General features: G+C 68.0%; 14 protein-coding genes. 5 read left to right on the forward strand and 9 right to left on the reverse strand.

The window, feature by feature from the left end; all coding sequences use genetic code 11:
• On the forward strand, nt 1-219 hold a 219-nt coding region (locus tag BUA29_RS10235; protein ID WP_143148904.1), incomplete at its 5' end, for a transposase.
• A gap of 48 nt (nt 220-267) precedes the next feature.
• Nucleotides 268-1,170 (forward strand): type II restriction endonuclease, encoded by a 903-nt coding sequence (locus BUA29_RS10245; RefSeq protein WP_218587183.1) that lies wholly within the window; start codon nt 268-270, stop codon nt 1,168-1,170.
• Here BUA29_RS10245 and BUA29_RS10250 read toward each other — a convergent pair.
• The gene (locus BUA29_RS10250) at nt 1,136-1,408 is read right to left on the reverse strand and encodes a trypsin-like peptidase domain-containing protein (protein WP_342741577.1); all 273 of its coding nucleotides are present in this window, start codon (nt 1,406-1,408) and stop codon (nt 1,136-1,138) included. The genes BUA29_RS10245 and BUA29_RS10250 overlap by 35 nt on opposite strands.
• 91 nt (nt 1,409-1,499) lie before the next feature.
• Nucleotides 1,500-3,839, reverse strand: coding sequence for a prolyl oligopeptidase family serine peptidase (locus BUA29_RS10255; RefSeq protein ID WP_072756465.1), 2,340 nt, complete (start codon nt 3,837-3,839; stop codon nt 1,500-1,502).
• A gap of 153 nt (nt 3,840-3,992) precedes the next feature.
• Between BUA29_RS10255 and BUA29_RS10260 the strand changes: the two genes are divergently transcribed.
• Together BUA29_RS10260 and BUA29_RS10265 are read left to right on the forward strand one after the other, a co-directional pair.
• Entirely contained in the window at nt 3,993-4,262 is a 270-nt protein-coding gene (locus BUA29_RS10260) for a YcgL domain-containing protein (protein WP_072756466.1), read from the forward strand.
• Nucleotides 4,255-7,542, forward strand: a complete 3,288-nt coding sequence (locus BUA29_RS10265; RefSeq protein WP_072756467.1) for an ankyrin repeat domain-containing protein — start codon at nt 4,255-4,257, stop codon at nt 7,540-7,542. The genes BUA29_RS10260 and BUA29_RS10265 overlap by 8 nt, the downstream gene beginning before the upstream one ends.
• Nucleotides 7,543-7,588: 46 nt before the next feature.
• Here the strand turns inward: BUA29_RS10265 and BUA29_RS10270 are convergent, their stop codons facing one another.
• Together BUA29_RS10270 and BUA29_RS10275 are read right to left on the reverse strand one after the other, a co-directional pair.
• Complete coding sequence (locus BUA29_RS10270; protein ID WP_072756468.1) at nt 7,589-8,257, reverse strand: DUF4124 domain-containing protein; 669 nt, start codon at nt 8,255-8,257, stop codon at nt 7,589-7,591.
• A 3-nt stretch (nt 8,258-8,260) separates the two neighbouring features.
• Nucleotides 8,261-8,914 carry a DUF4124 domain-containing protein gene (locus BUA29_RS10275; protein WP_072756469.1) on the reverse strand — a complete coding sequence of 218 codons (654 nt, stop codon included), beginning with the start codon at nt 8,912-8,914 and terminating at the stop codon, nt 8,261-8,263.
• 531 nt (nt 8,915-9,445) lie between these two features.
• Here BUA29_RS10275 and BUA29_RS10280 point away from each other — a divergent pair.
• Entirely contained in the window at nt 9,446-9,967 is a 522-nt protein-coding gene (locus tag BUA29_RS10280; RefSeq protein ID WP_143148906.1) for a hypothetical protein, read from the forward strand.
• A 139-nt stretch (nt 9,968-10,106) separates the two neighbouring features.
• Here BUA29_RS10280 and BUA29_RS10285 read toward each other — a convergent pair whose 3' ends face one another.
• The 5 genes from BUA29_RS10285 to BUA29_RS10305 form a co-directional block, all read right to left on the reverse strand.
• Nucleotides 10,107-12,623 carry a DNA topoisomerase I gene (locus BUA29_RS10285; RefSeq protein WP_072756471.1) on the reverse strand — a complete coding sequence of 839 codons (2,517 nt, stop codon included), beginning with the start codon at nt 12,621-12,623 and terminating at the stop codon, nt 10,107-10,109.
• Nucleotides 12,624-12,934: 311 nt separating this feature from the next.
• Complete coding sequence (locus BUA29_RS10290) at nt 12,935-13,423, reverse strand: Smg family protein (protein ID WP_072756472.1); 489 nt, start codon at nt 13,421-13,423, stop codon at nt 12,935-12,937.
• 58 nt (nt 13,424-13,481) lie between these two features.
• Nucleotides 13,482-14,660: a DNA-processing protein DprA gene (gene dprA / locus BUA29_RS10295; RefSeq protein ID WP_072756473.1), complete on the reverse strand. Its 1,179-nt coding sequence runs from the start codon at nt 14,658-14,660 to the stop codon at nt 13,482-13,484.
• Between the two features lie 77 nt (nt 14,661-14,737).
• Nucleotides 14,738-15,910, reverse strand: coding sequence for a LysM peptidoglycan-binding domain-containing protein (locus tag BUA29_RS10300; protein ID WP_072756474.1), 1,173 nt, complete (start codon nt 15,908-15,910; stop codon nt 14,738-14,740).
• 87 nt (nt 15,911-15,997) lie between these two features.
• Nucleotides 15,998-16,339: integrase core domain-containing protein (locus tag BUA29_RS10305; protein WP_143148907.1), on the reverse strand; the 342-nt coding region annotated here is incomplete at its 5' end.

A 16,339-nucleotide genomic window follows, 5' to 3' on the forward strand; every position in this document is an offset into this window, starting at 1 on the left:
GCCACCATCCGCGACCACCTCACCGGCATCCTGCGGCATTTCGACACCGGCCTGTCCAACGGCCAGGTCGAGGCCTTCAACGCCCAGATCCAGGCCGCCAAGGCCCGCGCCAAGGGCTATCGCACTGACGCCAACCTGATCGCCATCAGCTACCTGCTGTGCGCCAAGCTCAGGCATCTACCCCGTCACCCTTGGCTCCATGCTCCCCATCAGACATGAACCGTTTCCACTGGAATCGCGATTGAGCCGGCGGAAGGCGACCTGCTTGTGATTGCAAGGCGGACAGACGGCGACCTGCTCGCCATCGTGGCCGAAAAGGACACGACCATCGAGCGGCAGCTCATGTGGCTGTTCGGTTTTTCCGATCTCACGCATCCCGGATTCTCCGTCAAGTCGGAGCTGGAAACGGAACAGGACAGGATCGGCTTTGCGGCACGGGTGATCCTCGAACAGATCGGCATCGAGCCGGAAGAGGAAGCACCGAACTATCTGGACGACATGCTGGCAAGATTTGATGGCAGATTCCCGAAAACCGTCGAGTTTTCTGCCTATGCCAGAAGCACGATCCGCGATCTTTCCAGCCGTGACGACCCGGACGCTGCGCTGGTCGCCTGGATGGAGCGGGAAGAAATCCTGTTCCGCACGCTAGAAAAGCACCTGTTCGGCGAGAAGCTGCGCAGCCTCGTGCAGTCCGGCATCGAGGACACGGAACCATTTATCAAGCTGGCTCAGAGCACCCTGCAGCGCAGGAAATCACGGGCCGGCTCGGCGCTGGAAAACCATCTTGAACAGGTGTTCACCGATCACTGCGTGACCTACACGCGATCCGGCGTCACTGAAAACAACCATAAACCTGACTTCATCTTTCCGGGCATCCGCCATTACCACAATGCAGCCTTCCCACAGGCAAGGCTGACGATGCTGGCATCGAAATCGACCTGCAAGGACAGGTGGCGGCAAATCCTCAACGAAGCCGCCCGCATTCCTGACAAGTACCTTCTGACACTTGAACCCAGTATCAGCGAGAACCAGACGGACGAGATGAAGGCCGAACGGGTTCAGCTTGTACTGCCCAAGAGTCTGCACCCGACCTATACGGCGGCACAGCAGGCCTGGCTCATGGATGTGGCATCATTCATCCGGCAGGTGAAGCAAAGGCAGAACGCCTGATCCGATCCACCACTTCCAGCACCCGGGCAATGGGCACGGCCTGATTGAATGCGCCCTTGCCGAAGCTGACCATCCCCACAGCCTCGCCTCGGGCGTTGAACACCGAGCCGCCGGAGTTGCCCCCGGTGACAGAGGCGTCAACCTGCATCATGGGCTGTTTCTGGAATATCCCGGAGGCCTCGCCGTAGCGGCTCAGTGGGGGCAGGTCACATAACCGAACTGCCGCTTGATCACCCAGAACGGGTGTTCAGGCTTGGCCCGCAGAACTCCCCGCACTCTCGCCTGCAAGCCTGCTTCTGCCCCCTTGCCGATCTCCTCCCACGCACCCATCACGGTTGCAGGGTTTGCCGGAACAGTTCCTGGATACGCCGGTACTCGTCATACCAGCTCTCCGGGTGCACGAACCCGTGCCGCTCCAGCGGATACGGCGCCAGCGTCCACTTGTCCTTGCGCAGTTCGATCAGCTTCTGCGCCATCATCACCGAGTCCTTGAAGAACACGTTGTCGTCGATCATGCCGTGGGCGATCAGCAGCTCGCCCTGCAACCCGTCGGCAAACTGGATCGGGCTGGAGCGCCGGTAGGCCTCGGGGTCGAGCTCGGGCGTGTTGAGGATGTTGCTGGTGTATTCGTGGTTGTACTGCGTCCAATCGGCCACCGGACGCAGCGCGGCACCGGCCTTGAAGACGCCCGGGGCCTTGAACATCGCCACGTAGGTCATGAACCCGCCGTAGCTGCCGCCGTAGATGCCAGCACGGGTGCGGTCACCCTGCTTTTCTGCCACCAGCCAGTCCAGCCCGTCCAGGTAGTCCTCCAGTTCCGGCTTGCCCATCCAGCGGTAGATCGCGGTGCGCCAGTCACGGCCATAGCCTTCACTGGCGCGGTAGTCCAGATCGAGCACGATGTAGCCCTGCCGCACCAGCAGGTTGTGGAACATCTGCTCGCGGAAATAGTTGGGATAGCGGGCGGAGACGTTCTGCAGATAGCCGGCGCCATGCACGAACATCACGATCGGGTACTTGCGCCCAGGCACGAACGTCTCCGGCCCGTAGAACTTGCCCCAGATCACGCCGGCGCCATGCTTGCTGGGCACCTGCACGATCTGCGGCTGGATCCAGTGGTAGGCCTTGAACGCCGGCGTGCGGGTATCGGTGAGCACGTGCGCCTGGCCGCCCTCGGCGGGCACCCAGGCCAGTTGTGGCGGCAGGTAGGCGGCCGAGTAGCGCACCAGCAACGCCTGCCCCTGCGGCGACAGGCTGAAATCCTCGACGCCATCCAGCGCGGTCAGCTCACGCACCGGGCCGCCCGCCACCGGGACGGTGCAGACCTCGTAATCGCCGGGGGCTGCGCGGTTGCACAGAAAGTAGAAGCGCTGCCCATCCGGACTGACGCTGACCTGCGAGGTCTCCCAGCGCCCGTCGGTGAGCTGGCGACGCTGCCCGCCCTCCGTCCAGGTGTACAGATGCGAGTACCCGCTTTCTTCGCTGAGGTACCACAGGGTGCGCTGGTCGGGCAGCCAGCCAAATTCGTTGAAGTTCCAGTTGATCCAGGCCGGGTCGTGCAGCCGGTGGCGGGCCACCAGTTGCCCGCTGGTCGGGGTCAGGGTGGCCAACCAGCGGTCTTTGTTGTCGATCGAACGCAGCATCAGCGCGGCGGTACCGCTGTCACCCCGCCAGCGCATCTCCATCACCTGCACCGGGCGCGGGCCTTGCAACGCAGGCTTGCCAGCGGCCTTGCGCAGGTCCGCCAGCGGATCGTCCTGGATGCCGGGCAGGCCGGTCAGCGCCACTTCGCGCACGGTGCCGGTGGCCGGCTCGGCCAGCCACAGCCGCTGCGGCGCGGGCGGATTGCGGCCCACCCGGGTGCGCACATCCTCGAACTCCTCATAACCGGACTCGGTGATGTACATCGGCATCTTGCCGGCACGACCGGTGTCCGCGCCCTTGGCGGTGGTCACCAGCAGCAGCCAGCGACCGTCCGGTGACAGCGCGGAATCGGTGATCTGCACATCCTTGCCCAGATACACCGGCGCCGGCGCACGGGTCGGATCGATACGCCGCCACACCTCGTCCTGTTTGCGGGTGGCATCGCGTGCCGCACGCTCCTCGCGCAGGGTCGCAAACAGCTGCAACTGCCAGTCGCGCAGTGCATCTGCCGGCGGCGACGTGCCCGGCGCATCCTCGGCGCGTGCCTGCGCCGCCAGCATCACCGCATTGCCATCCCAGCGGAACCAGCGACCATCGGCCTGCCAGACCAGCCCACCCGCGCCCCATTGCAGGCGGCTGGCCTCGCCCAGGCCCCGGGTCAGCTGCCGCAGCGCGCCGCTGCCTAAGTCGCGCACGAACACATCGCCATTGCGGACAAACGCCTGCTGCCGACGATCCGGCGCCAGCACCGCCCCGGCAGCGTCCAGCCCGGCGCGGTCGGCATCCGCCACCTTGACCGGCGCCCCACCGTCGAGGGCGACCTGCCAGACATCGCGCACCCGTTCGCCCGGCCGCTTCAACAGATACTGCGCCGCCTTGCCGTCCCAACGCCACCACGCCTGCTCGACCGGCGGGCCGATCCAGTCGGGATCGGCCATGACCTGCTGCAAGGTGAGGGTGTCATCGGCCCGCGCCACCGGCAGCAGGCCCAGCATGAGAACGAACAAAAACGGCCGCAGACGCATACTCCACTCCACTGACCAGACCAACACGGAAGCGGGCAGGGTAACAGCCGCGGCACAGGCCGCGCGTGCCGAAGGTCGTGTTGGGTTCCGCCAGGCGCGGGTTTCCCGCACAATCGCGGCACCACAGATCTGTGACGCATTCCCCCGGCCGCCATGCTTGCCCACGTCTACAAGAGCCTGAAAAAGGCCGACACCTACGTTTACCTGGCCGAACGCGATGGCTTCGACTGCCTGCCGCCGCCGCTGCGTGCGCAGCTGGGAACGCTGCAGTTCGTCTTGGAAGTGGCGCTGACGCCGGATCGCCGGCTGGCCCGGGAAAACCCGGAAGTGGTGCGGAACAACCTCGCCACACGCGGCTTTCATGTGCAACTGCCGCCCACCCTGCATGACCCGCTGCAAGACGATTGGGGCACCGATGCCTGAGCGCAGCACCGGCATCGCCATCGCGCTGCTGGCCACGGGCCTTACGCTGAGTGCGGCCGTTGCGACCGGCGGCCTGCCCGGAGCAGTCGCCCTGCTGCTGGCGCAACCCTGCCTCGCCCTGGGGCTGGCGCTGTGGCGCCGCACGCGTCCGCGCCAGGCCCTGCTGGCCGACGGCGCCGGTCTGCTGGCCGCCTGGCTGGCCACCGCCGTGGCCGCCCTGGTCTTGCTGGGTGGCCCCCTGCGCTGGCTGCTCGCCCAGCCCAGCCTGAGCCATGCCCTGCTGCTGGCCGGCGGCAGCGGCGCCCTGTTGATCGGCCTGTGGTGGCACTGGCCGGCGTTGCACCTGCTGGCACGCGACGGCCACACCGCATCACCCCAGGCCCGGCGCGCCCAACTGCCGCGCGAGGCCTGGCGTGGTCTGCTGCAGGTGGCGCTGCCGATGACGCTGGTTCTGGCCATTGGGCTCACGCTGCTCTGGCCGGGGCTACTGCCAGACGCTGACCGAGGCTGGGGGCTGGCCTGCCTGCTGATCACACTGCTGCCCGTGCACTGGCTGATCCAGTCGGTGCCAGCGCCGACCGTCCTGCACGGCCTGCCGGTGGTGGAGATGCCAGCGCCAACCGGCGACCCGGCCCCGTCCGAAACACCCGCAGACGCGCCTGCGCCCGCCGATGATCCCGAAGCACGCAACCGCGCCCTCTATGCCGCTGCCCGCAATGGCCGGGTCGAACAGGCCTTGGCCCTGCTGGACGCCGGCGCCGACCCGCACGCACTGCCGGCACCCGAAGACCGTGACCGCCGCACCCTGCCGATGCTGGCCGCGCTGCTGCCGGATCTGCGCCTGCTGCGGGCGCTGATCGAACGCGGCGTGGACCTCAACGCCGCCCAGGGCGGCACCACCCCGCTGCTGGTGGCCACCCGTGACAGCTGGCATGGCCGTCCCGAGGCGGTGATGATGCTGCTGGCCAACGGCGCCGATCCGCGCCAGACCGATGCCGACGGCAACACCCCGCTGCACCATGCCGCACGCAGCGTCGATCCTGGTGTGGCGGCCCTGCTGCGCGACGCCGGCGCCGACCTGAACGCCTGCAATCACGAGGGAATCTCGCCGCTGGGCAGCGCCTGCCTGAGCGGCAACTGGCGGCTGGCCCGCTTCCTGCTGGAACGCGGCGCCCGCCCGGAGCCGCCGGGTGGGCAGCCCGCCCTGTTGTGTGCCGCCGCCTGCGAGGACGACGACCCGGCGGGCGTGCAGCTGCTGCTGCGCCACAAAGCCCAGGTCAATGCCCGCAATGCGCAGGGCCGCAGTGCGCTGCACGAGGCCGCAGCACTCGATCATGCCGAAATCTGCCAGGCCCTGCTGGAAGCGGGCGCCGAGGTGGACGCCACCGATGCCGACGGCCGCACACCACTGCTGGAGGCCGTGCGCAACGGCGCCCTGCGGGCACTGGAAACCCTGCTGGCCGCCGGCGCCAACCTGCACGCCCGCGATGCCCAAGGCGCCAATGCACTGCATCTGGCCTGCACCGCCGACACCCCCAACCCGACCCTGGTGCGCGACCTGCGCGACCTGGGCGTGGATCCACACGCGCCGGATGCCCAGGGCTTGAGCCCGCTGGCACAGGCCCGGGCCAGCGGCCGCTGGGCGCTGGTGGCCGTGCTCGACCCCAAGCACCCCATCCCGACGCCGGCCGACGAGGACGCCCCCCCCGCTGCACCGCCGCCGCTGCCGCAACTGCGGCAACGCCTGCACGACAATGCCCCGCTTGCCGACCTGGCGCCGCTGGCCAGCCAACTGACCGCGTCGGAACTGGACGCACTGCTGCACGACGACGCCGTGCTCAGCGTGCCGGAGCGGCTGGACTGGCTGCTGCGCCTGGGCGCCCACCCCGAGGCCCGCGGCAACGACGGGCTGCCGCCGCTGGTGCGCCTGCTCGACCAGGGCGAGTCCGGGCTGCCTGCCATCCGGCGCCTGCTGGCCGCCGGCGCTGCGCCAGCCGGTGCCGGCACGCTGGCCCGCTTCCTGGCCGCCTGCCAGGCGCACCCCTGCACCGCGGCGGCAGAGGCGTTCGCACTGGAACTGCTGGAACGCGGCGCCGACCCGTTTGCGCCTTCGCCGCAGGGTCAACCGACGCTGGTTCTGGCCGTGCGTCTGGGTTGGGCGCGATTACTGGACACCTTGCTGCAGCGCGGGCTGGACCCGCTGGCCTGCGACCCGCATGGCATGGCGGCCCTGCATCACGCCGTCGAGCACGGCCGCGCCGATCTGGTTCAGCGCCTGCTGTTGGCCGGCGCCTCACCGGAGCAGCGCGCCGTGGATGGCCGCACCCCGCTGGGAATCGCCCTGGCCTGCGGCCGCCGCGACCTGGCCGACTGGCTGGACTGGCATGGCTGGCATCTGCCGGCGCGCCCCCTGCGCCCGGCCGACCTGCCGGCAGCGGCCATCGTCGGCGACCTCGCCGCGGTGCGTCGGCTGCTGACCTTGGGGCTGCCGGTGAATGCCACCGACGCCCAGGGCTGCACCGCCCTGCTGCGCGCCGCCGGCGGCGGCCATCGCGCCCTGGTGGATCTGTTGCTGGCGCATGGCGCCGACCCCGCACTGCCAGCCAAGACCGGCGCCACCCCGCTGTCGGCCGCAGTCAGCATGCGTCACCCGGAGATCGTCGATCGCTTGCTGGAGGCCGGCAGCGCCCTGGAACAACGGCTGCCGGGCGAGGTGACCCCGCTGATGCTGGCGGCCGCCCTCGGGCTGCCGGACATGGTGGCGCGTCTTCTGAAAGCCGGCGCCGACCTGCACGCAACCGACGCGCATGGGCAAACCGCCCTGCACTGCGCCGCGCTGTACGGGTTCACCGCCCGCGACCGCACCCGCCTGATCGCCCTGCTCGACACCCTGCTGCTGGCCGGTGCCGATCCGCACGCCCCCAGCCACCAGGGCCTGACCCCGCTGCTGCTCCTGCTGGGCGCCCGTGCCGAACCGGGCACCCCGGTCAGCGAAGACGTACTGCTGGAAGCCCTGCAACGGCTGCTGGACGAAGGCGTCGCCCTCGACGTCCACGACAGCCGTGGTCACAGCCCGCTGCACCTGGCCGCCCTGCATGGCCTGCCGCAAATCGCCCGCCTCCTGCTCGACGCCGGTGCCGACCCCTCGCAGCGCGATCTGCTCGGCCGCACCCCGCGCGAACTGGCACTGGTGCACGGCTATGTGGACGTGGCTGCGGTATTTGCGCCATCCCCCACCACTCCCGGTGGCGTCTCGATGGCCCGCTTCCTGCGCGAATGATCGTTCGACCACCGGCGCACGACCGCGCCGGACCCGCCAAATGCGTTCACCGCCGAGGTGACGATGACGACGCCGCAGGTGCCGCCGGCACGGTCGTCGCACACCGGCTGCCCATCACCTGCGCCCGCAAGGCATTGAGCTCCGCCTGACGTGCCCGGCGCTGGGCCGGCTCGGCATATTCCAGGCGAAACTCGGCCTCGTCCAGACGCCGGTACCAGGCATCGCACAGCTGCGCCTCCGGCACCGCCGTGCAGTCGTCACGCCGCATCTCGCAGGCCTGGCCCAGCTCAGGCGTGGGCGTGCCATCGAGGCCCACCACCTGCAACGGCATACAGCGCGGCGGCGGCTGGTCGGTTTCACCGTAATAGGTTTTGCCATCCCAGGTGCGGCACTGATACAGCGCCGGCGGCGCCGGCAGGCTGGCCGCTTCCGGCGCCGGCGTGCGCGCCACCCGCGGGCCAGCCACCTGCACGAACTCGCCATACTGCGGCGGTGTGGCTGGCGTGGCCGCTGGCGGCGTTGCCGCCGGGGCAGCGGCCCCCTGTACCCCGCCCACCCGGCGCACCTCCTGCCGCATGCCGGGCGCGCAAGGCGTGCCGTTTTGCACCGTCACCGCGCCATTGGCATCGGTGCATTTGTAGAACACGGTTTCCTGGGCGACAGCCGCCCCGGCCAGCCACAGCACACCGAGCAACAGGGATTGCGATCGCGTCATCGCTCAATGCCCTCCGCAGTCGTTATCCAGCCGCGCGTTCAATGCACGCTCCTCGCGCCGCAAGGCATCCCGCTCCAGTTCCTGGGCATTGAAGAAGCGCCGACGCAGCTCGGCCCGGCGATCGCGCAGCCGTGCGCACGCCTCCGCGGGCGGCAACATCACGCAGTCATCATGGATCCATTGCCCGCCACCCATGAACACCGGCCACAGTGGCGAATCCGTCACCGGCGGCGTGCCCGTCTCCGTACCATTGCCGTCATGACGGTGCGGATGCCGCCAACCGCCTAACGTCCACAACGGCACCCAACGCGGATTACCGCGCCCGTCATCACTGGTGTAGCGGCTGCCATCGGGGCGGGTGCATTCATACATCGGCTGCGGCGGCGCCCGATACACCACCAGCGGCGCAGGCGGAGGCGGCGCAGGGGGAGCCGCCGGAGAGGGTGGCGACACGGTCGCAGGCGCTTTCGTCGGCGCAGACGGCGCCTGCGGCCGCTGCATCGTCAGCACCTGCTGCCGCTTGCCTGCCGCACACGGCACATCCTGCAGACTGACCACCCCACGCGCATCGCTGCACCGATACACCGTCATCACCGCCTGCGCCCGCGCCAGCACCGGCAGCAACAACCACACCACAAGGGCAGACAGAACGCGCATGTGCCTATCTTGGCGCATTCTCCAGTGGCGTGGGATACAGGGCTGAGCCAGCCCTGACGGATTGGCAATGGCCTTCCCGCTGGTGCTGCCGCAAAGCTGAACGCCTGCTTGCCCGGCATGGGCGGGCTTGAAAATCCGTGCGGGTCACTGCGATGAGCAGATCACCCGGATCAGCTGAGTCGATCCGGGGCTGACATCCATCCCGCAGGAGATCGCAACATGCGTATTCCACTCATCACTGTCATCGCTACAGGGCTGGCTATCGGCGCCGCCCATGCTAAGCCTGCACCGCAGGACGCGGCAGGTAACGCCGGGGCGCAGACGCAGGCCATCACCATCAAGCAGCCATCCGAGGCAACCATCCGGGCGCGAAACGAGAAAATCAAAAACTCCGCCCGCATGGCGGGGAATGGCAAGGACGCGCCATCGGCCGGGATGCCTCTCCCAACCCGAGACAAAGACTCGTACCTCCCTCTGCCAACCCGAGACAAAGACAGGCTGCTTCCATCTGCGGCACTGCCGACTGGGAACTTGCCGAAGCCACCGGGGCTTGACCCGGAAGACCAGCCGCCGCATCACCCGAAAGACCCGCTGCCGCCTACGCCTCGCCCGCTGCCGCGCGCGGTCGATGTGCCGACCAGCCCGCATATCCCGAAGGATCCCGGCATGGGAGATGGCACCCCAGCGCCTGGCGGCAATTCAGACGACCCCACCCGTAACACCACCCGGCAAGCCGAGGGTGGCACACCGACCTCGGCGCCGACTCATACCGTTCCGGTCGCACCGGCCAACCGGATCACCATCAAGAGCAAATCCCCTCGGTACTATGCGCCACAGCCGCCGGTGTCGATCGAGGAGCGCACCGCCAACTCCGGGCGCGATCAGTATGGGGTGGAACCAGCAAAGATGGCGCCGGGGATGGGCAAGCCCAATGCCGGTGCGTTGGGGGCCACGCCCTATCAGCCCAAGTGCCCACCTGGCCAGCTCTGGGTCTGGGTCAACGGCGATCCGCGTGGTGACAAGCGCGGTCACTGCGAGATTCCGAAAGACTAAATCCTCCCCGCCATCGCCTGAGGCGTGATGGCCCCGCCCCCAGATACCGCCGGTACCTGGGGGTGTTTTCATGGCCGAAACGGGAACGAACACACCCACACCTGCGCCGATCTCCGGCCGGTGAGGCGGAAAGGGCGCGTTAGAACGGCGCGTCTTCGGCGCGTGCGGTGCGGGTGGATTTCTTCGCGGTGGTTTTGCTGGCGGTTTTCGTGCGGGTAGCCTTTGCGGCCTTGGTGGCTTTGCCCGCCTTGACCGTCGTGGCCTTGGTGGCTTTCGCGGCTTTCGTGGCCTTTGCCACCTTGGCCGCCTTGCTGGCTTTGGTCGCTGCGGTCTTGGCCGCCTTGCGTACCGGCTTGCCGGTTTCCTCGAGCAGCCGCAGGGCGTCTTCCAGGGTCAGTGTGGCGGGGTCCTGATCCTTGGGGATCTTGCCGTTGCGCTCACCATCGCTGAGGTAGGGGCCGAAGCGGCCGTTGAGCACCTGCACGGCGTGGCCCGGCCACTGCTTGAGGATGCGGTTGCGGGCAAAGGTTTCTTTCTCTTCGAGCAGGGCCAGGGCACGCGCCAGGTCGATGGTGTACGGGTCGTCGTCTTTTTTCAGCGAGGCATAGGTGCTGCCGCGCCGGACAAACGGCCCGAACCGGCCGATCCCCACGCTGACTTCTTCGCCATTGGCATCCACGCCCAGGGTGCGCGGCATCTCAAACAGTTTGAGCGCCTCTTCGAGCGTGATGCTGTAGATGCTCTGGCCCGGCCGCAGGGAGGCAAACCGCGGTTTTTCTTCATCATCGGCGGTGCCGATCTGCACCAACGGGCCGAACTTGCCGATGCGCGCCGACACCGGCCGGCCGCTGGCCGGATCGACGCCCAGGATGCGCACGCTGCCGGCATCGGCTTTGTCCAGCCCGGCGCGCTTTTCTTCCACCAGGGCCTTGAATGGGCCCCAGAACTTTTTCATCAGCGGGATCCAGGCCTCTTCGCCGCGGCTGACCGCATCCAGCTCGTCTTCGAGGTTGGCGGTGAAGTCGTAATCGACGTACTTGGCGAAATGGCTGGACAGGAACTTGCTGACCGCACGACCAATGTCAGTCGGCTTGAAGGCGCGCCCGTCCAGCACGGCGTACTGCTTGCCCAGCAGGGTCTGGATGATCGCCGCATAGGTGGAGGGCCGGCCGATGCCGTATTCCTCCAGCGCCTTCACCAGCGAGGCTTCGGTGTAGCGCGGCGGCGGCTGGGTGAAATGCTGCCCGGCCAGCACGCGCGCCAGTGGCACGTTGTCGCCAGGCGCCATCGGCGGCAGCGTGCGTGCCTCGTCTTCGTCCTCTTTGTTCTTGCCGTCGTGCCCTTCTTCATAGACCGCCAGAAAGCCGGGCACCACCACGGTGGTGCCGCTGGCGCGGAAGGCGTGTTCGCTGCCGGCGGCCAGCTCGACGGTGACGGTGTTGAGCGTGGCCGGGATCATCTGGCTGGCGACGGTGCGCTTCCAGATCAGCTCGTACAGCTTGCGCTCGTCATCGCTCAAGTAGCGCGCCACCTGCGCCGGGGTGCGCAGCGCCGAGGTCGGGCGGATGGCCTCGTGCGCTTCCTGCGCGTTCTTGGCCTTGGTCTGGTAAACGTTCGGGCGGTCGGGCAGGGCCGCGGTGCCGAAGTCGCGTGCAATCACGTCGCGGATCTCGGCCAGCGCATCCTGCGACAGGTTGACCGAGTCGGTACGCATGTAGGTGATCAGACCGACCGAGCCTTCCTCGCCCAGGCTCACCCCCTCGTACAGCTTCTGCGCCACCTGCATGGTCTTGCGGGTGGAAAACCCGAGCTTGCGCGAGGCTTCCTGCTGCAGCGTGGAGGTGGTGAACGGCGGTGCCGGGCGGCGCTTGCGTTCTTTGCGGATGACGTCGGTGACATGCAGCATGCCGCCGGCGGCCTGCTGGATCCGCAACCGCGCCGCTTCGGCACTGGCCGCATCGGTGAGGCTGAACTCGAGTTTGGCGGTATCGGCGGAGAACTTCTTGCCGTCCAGCATGACCAGGCGGGCGGTGAACGGCTGCACCGGGTGCGCGCATTCGGCCTCGATGGTCCAGTACTCACGCGGGCGGAAGGCTTCGATCTCTTCCTCCCGCTCGACGATCATGCGCAGCGCCGGGCTCTGCACGCGTCCGGCCGACAGCCCGGCCTTGATCTTGCGCCACAGCACCGGCGACAGGTTGAAGCCAACCAGATAATCCAGCGCGCGCCGCGCCTGCTGGGCATCGACCAGATCGCTGGAAATCTGGCGCGGGTGTGCGATCGCCTCACGGATCGCACGCGGGGTGATCTCGGTGAATACCACCCGTTGCAAGGTCTTGCCCTGCAATAGTCCGCGTTCCTTGAGGATTTCGGCGATGTGCCAGCTGATCGCCTCGCCCTCGCGGTCCGGGTCGGTGGCCAGATACAGGTTCTCGGCACTGCGGGCAGCTTTGGCGATGGCCTCGACGTGCTTCTGGTTTTTCTCGATGGTTTCGTAGCGCATCGCAAAGCCATGCTCGGGATCGACGGCTCCCTCCTTCGGCACCAGGTCACGGACATGGCCATAGCTGGCCAGAACGGTGAAGTCCTTGCCGAGGTATTTGTTGATCGTCTTGGCCTTGGCGGGCGATTCGACGATGAGCAGGTTCTTGGCCATGGCGTGGCAGTTCCAGAATCAGGGAAGGCGACCGGCGGCGGCCGCAGAAACCGACGCCCGGAGCAGATGCCCCGGGCGCCTTGGCAATACTATGTCGGGACGTTCTGAACACGTCCATCCTGGACGCGCCAGCCCACCTCGAACCCGGCGCAGGCCCGGACTCAACATCATTTGCGAAACCAACCGCTTACGCGATTGTTTCGCAGGCCGGCCATCCTTGGTCGGCAACGCCTCTGCGTTGAGCAAAGGCGCCATAGTGGAATCATGGCGACGGGCCGGCTGTCAAGCGCCCGTACCTGCGGTGGGGGCGTTCAATGCAGGGGTTCGGGGTCGTCGGCAAAGATCTGGGTTTCCATCCAGGCATAGGCCGCCTCACTGCCGGGCTGGTCGAACAACACCATCAGCACCACCCATTTCAGGTCGTCCAAGGCGATTTCGTCCTGGTCCAGCGCCAGCGCACGATCCAGCACCAGCTCACGCTGCGCCGGGTCGAGCACGCCATGCTGCTCCAGCAGCAGCAAAAACCCGCGCGCCGCCACGTCCAGACGTGCCAGTTCAGCCGGGTGGAATACCCGCATCGGATGCTCGCCACGCGGCCGGTCGGGCGCGGGCCGCTGCCGGGCCAAGGCGTCCAGCCAGTCCAGGGCCTTGTCGATTTCCGCCTGCGAGAACCCGGCCTTGGTGAGTTCCGCCATCAGTGGTGTGTCCTGCGCACCCAAGACGTCCGACACCGCCAGCGACTCGCCAGCGAAGTAGTGTTCGAACAGGTACAGCAGGACGTCGAGAATGCTTTCTTTCACGCGTTCCGTCCTGCGCCAGTGGCGCCTTGCATGGCCTGCCGGCCGGGGGCATCGAGGTTCAGGAACCGATCCGGACATAGCGGCCGTATTCCTTTGCGACCCGGCCCTCCAGCTCCCAGGCCAGCAGCATGGGGGAGAGTTCGGCGACCGTCAATCCGGTGCGGTCGGCGAGCGTGTCCATGTCGGTCGGGTCGTGCCCCAGCGCCTGCCAGACGCGGGCCTGCACTGCGGCGGCGGGATCGTCCAAGGCGGCGGCAGCGATCTGCCCGCCAGCCGCCCCTGCATCAGCCAGCGCAGCCGGCCCATCAACCGATGCCGCGTCCAGCTGCAGTGCCCCGCGCAGGGCATGGGCCAGGTCACGAATCATCGGTGCCAGGCTCTGCAGCACCTCCTGCGGGCTTTCCACCAGCTGGGCGCCGTCGCGGATCAGGCGATGGCAGCCGCGCGCCATCGGGTTGTGGATCGAGCCGGGAATGGCGAACACCTCGCGCCCGGCCTCGGCGGCCAGGCGGGCGGTGATTAAGGCACCGGAGCGGTGTGCCGCCTCCACCACCAGCACCCCGAGGCTGAGTCCGGCGAGGATCCGGTTGCGGCTGGGGAACTGGGTGCGCCGCGGCCCGGTGCCGGGCAGGTGCTCGGAGACCACGACGCCGGCCTGCGCGATCTGCGCCCGCAGGGATTCGTGGTGCGCCGGGTAGGCCACATCGGGGCCGGTGCCGAGCACGGCGATGGTGGCCCCGCCGGCTTCAAGCGTGGCGATATGGGCGGCGCCGTCGATGCCAGCGGCCAGACCGCTGCCGATGCACAGACCGGCGCGCGCCAGCGTGCTGGCAAACAGGGCAGCATTGGCACGCCCACCGGCGGTGGCCGCCCGACTGCCGACGATGGCCAGCGTCGGCCGCCACAGCAGGCTTGGGTCGCCCGCGACGAACAGCATCGGCGGTGGGTTGGCGATCCGCCGCAGCAGGGGCGGGTAGTCGGGGTCCGCCCAGCCGATCAGCTGATGCGTCGGAGCGGCCGCAAGCCAGTCCAGCGCGCGTGCCAACCGGGTCCGGTCCGGGGCGCGCAGGGCATGACAGACCGCCGGCTCCAGGCCATGCGTCGCCCAGTCCCGCGGGCCTGCCGCCAGCGCGGCACGGGCGCTGCCGTGCTGCTGGAGCAGACGCCGCTGGCTGGCGGCAGAGGCGCCGCTGAGCAGCAGGTGCAGCAGGGCTTCGGGCTCGCTGGCGATCGACATGGCGCCAGACTGCGCCACACACGACGACGGCGCCATCAGGCGCCGTCGGCATCGGGGTTCGGAAAATCCCGCAAGACTCAGTACGCTGCGTCCGGATGCTTGAGCTCGTAACCGACCGCAGTCGGCTTGACGCTGCTCATCACCAGCGCATAGCTGACGTTGTCGAAGGTACGGAACACCATGGCATGGCCGGCGAACTCGTCGGGCAGGCGCACCTTGGACTCATGCGGGGTGAGCGACTCGTCGCGGTCAAGACCGTCGCGCACGCGATCCACCACGGAATCACCGCGCCGCCAGATCGAGAATACGGTGCCGTTGTCGATGCCCTGGCGAGCGCCACCGGAGATGGCGATCACATCCCGGGTGCCGCCAAAGTGCACCGCATCGGCCACCGCCATCACCGTCAGCCGGCCATAGTCGGCCTGCTGCTTGGGCGGATGCGGGAAGAACTGCAGGTCATAGGGCTGGGCCTGCACCGGGATCAGCCGGTCGCCCACACGGACATCGCGGCCTTCGGCATCCAGCAGCAGGGTGGTGGCCTGGATCCCGGCCACCTCGGTTCGGGTGACCGTGCCGGCAGTCTGGGTCATCAGCTCATAGCCGAGGAACTCGGTGTTCTTCGTCGGGAACACGGCGGCGGTCCACGGCGACTCCTGGCTCAGCCCAGGCCGGCCACGGGCGTCGAGCTCCTGGGACTGGAACAGGTCGCAGCACAGGCCGGCGCGCTCCAGCATGCGGTAGCGCTTCTCCGGCCGCACCACCAGGTAGCGCTGCCCCGGAACCGCGGACTCCAGCCCGCGCACGTACACCACCTGCCCACGCGCACCGCGCAGGCGGTTGTCTTCGATCCCGACCACGTAGGGCAGGTCGTCGATGCTGTCGACGATGCGCAGATCCTTCAGGAACGGCTCGACCTCTGCCAGCGGAACGGCATTGATGGGGCTTGCCTTGCGCTCGCCCGGGGTGACCTTGGCGGTGACCCGGTCAAGGTAGGCCAGGCTGATCACGTCACCTGGGTAGATCAGATGCGGATTCTTGATCTGCGGGTTGGCCTGCCAGATCTCCGGCCACAGCCACGGCTTCTTGAGGAAGCGTCCGGCGATGTCCCACAGGGTGTCACCGCGCTTGACCACGTAGGTCTCGGGGTGGTCGCCGCGCAGCTCCAGGGCGGCGGCATAGCTGGCGACCGTCAACAAGGCCGCCGCAAGGACGACACGCCAGCCACGCACGCCCGGTGCGGTGCTGCGCATCAGGTTGGAAACCCGTTCAAGCATGTTCGCTATCTCCCCGCTTTGTCTGGCGAAACCCCCTGAAGCTCGCCCAATATAGCCCACAATTCACCGCATCTGGCAAGCGCCTGTATGAGTCCACCACCTTTGGCACTCGGGTTGGTGCTGGAGCAGGAAGTGTAGCGGGGGTCGCTGGCCGAGGGCGTGGTGGGGGCGCTCGGCGTTGTAGAAGACGAGCCAGTTGGCCAGCTGCTGGTTGAACGCATCCAGGTCGGTAAAGAGCAGGTCTTCGTGGTAGTCCACGAAGGACTCCTGCACGGTTCGATTGAAGCGTTCGACATGCGCGTTCATCTTGGGTGTCTTGGGATACGTGTACCAGCGCTGGATCCCCTGCGTGGCGAGCGCCTTGGAGAAGTCGGCCTCGAACTCGGAGCCGTTATCGGAGAGCAC

It is taken from the genome of Thermomonas hydrothermalis (genome assembly GCF_900129205.1).
GTDB classification, from domain to species: domain Bacteria; phylum Pseudomonadota; class Gammaproteobacteria; order Xanthomonadales; family Xanthomonadaceae; genus Thermomonas; species Thermomonas hydrothermalis.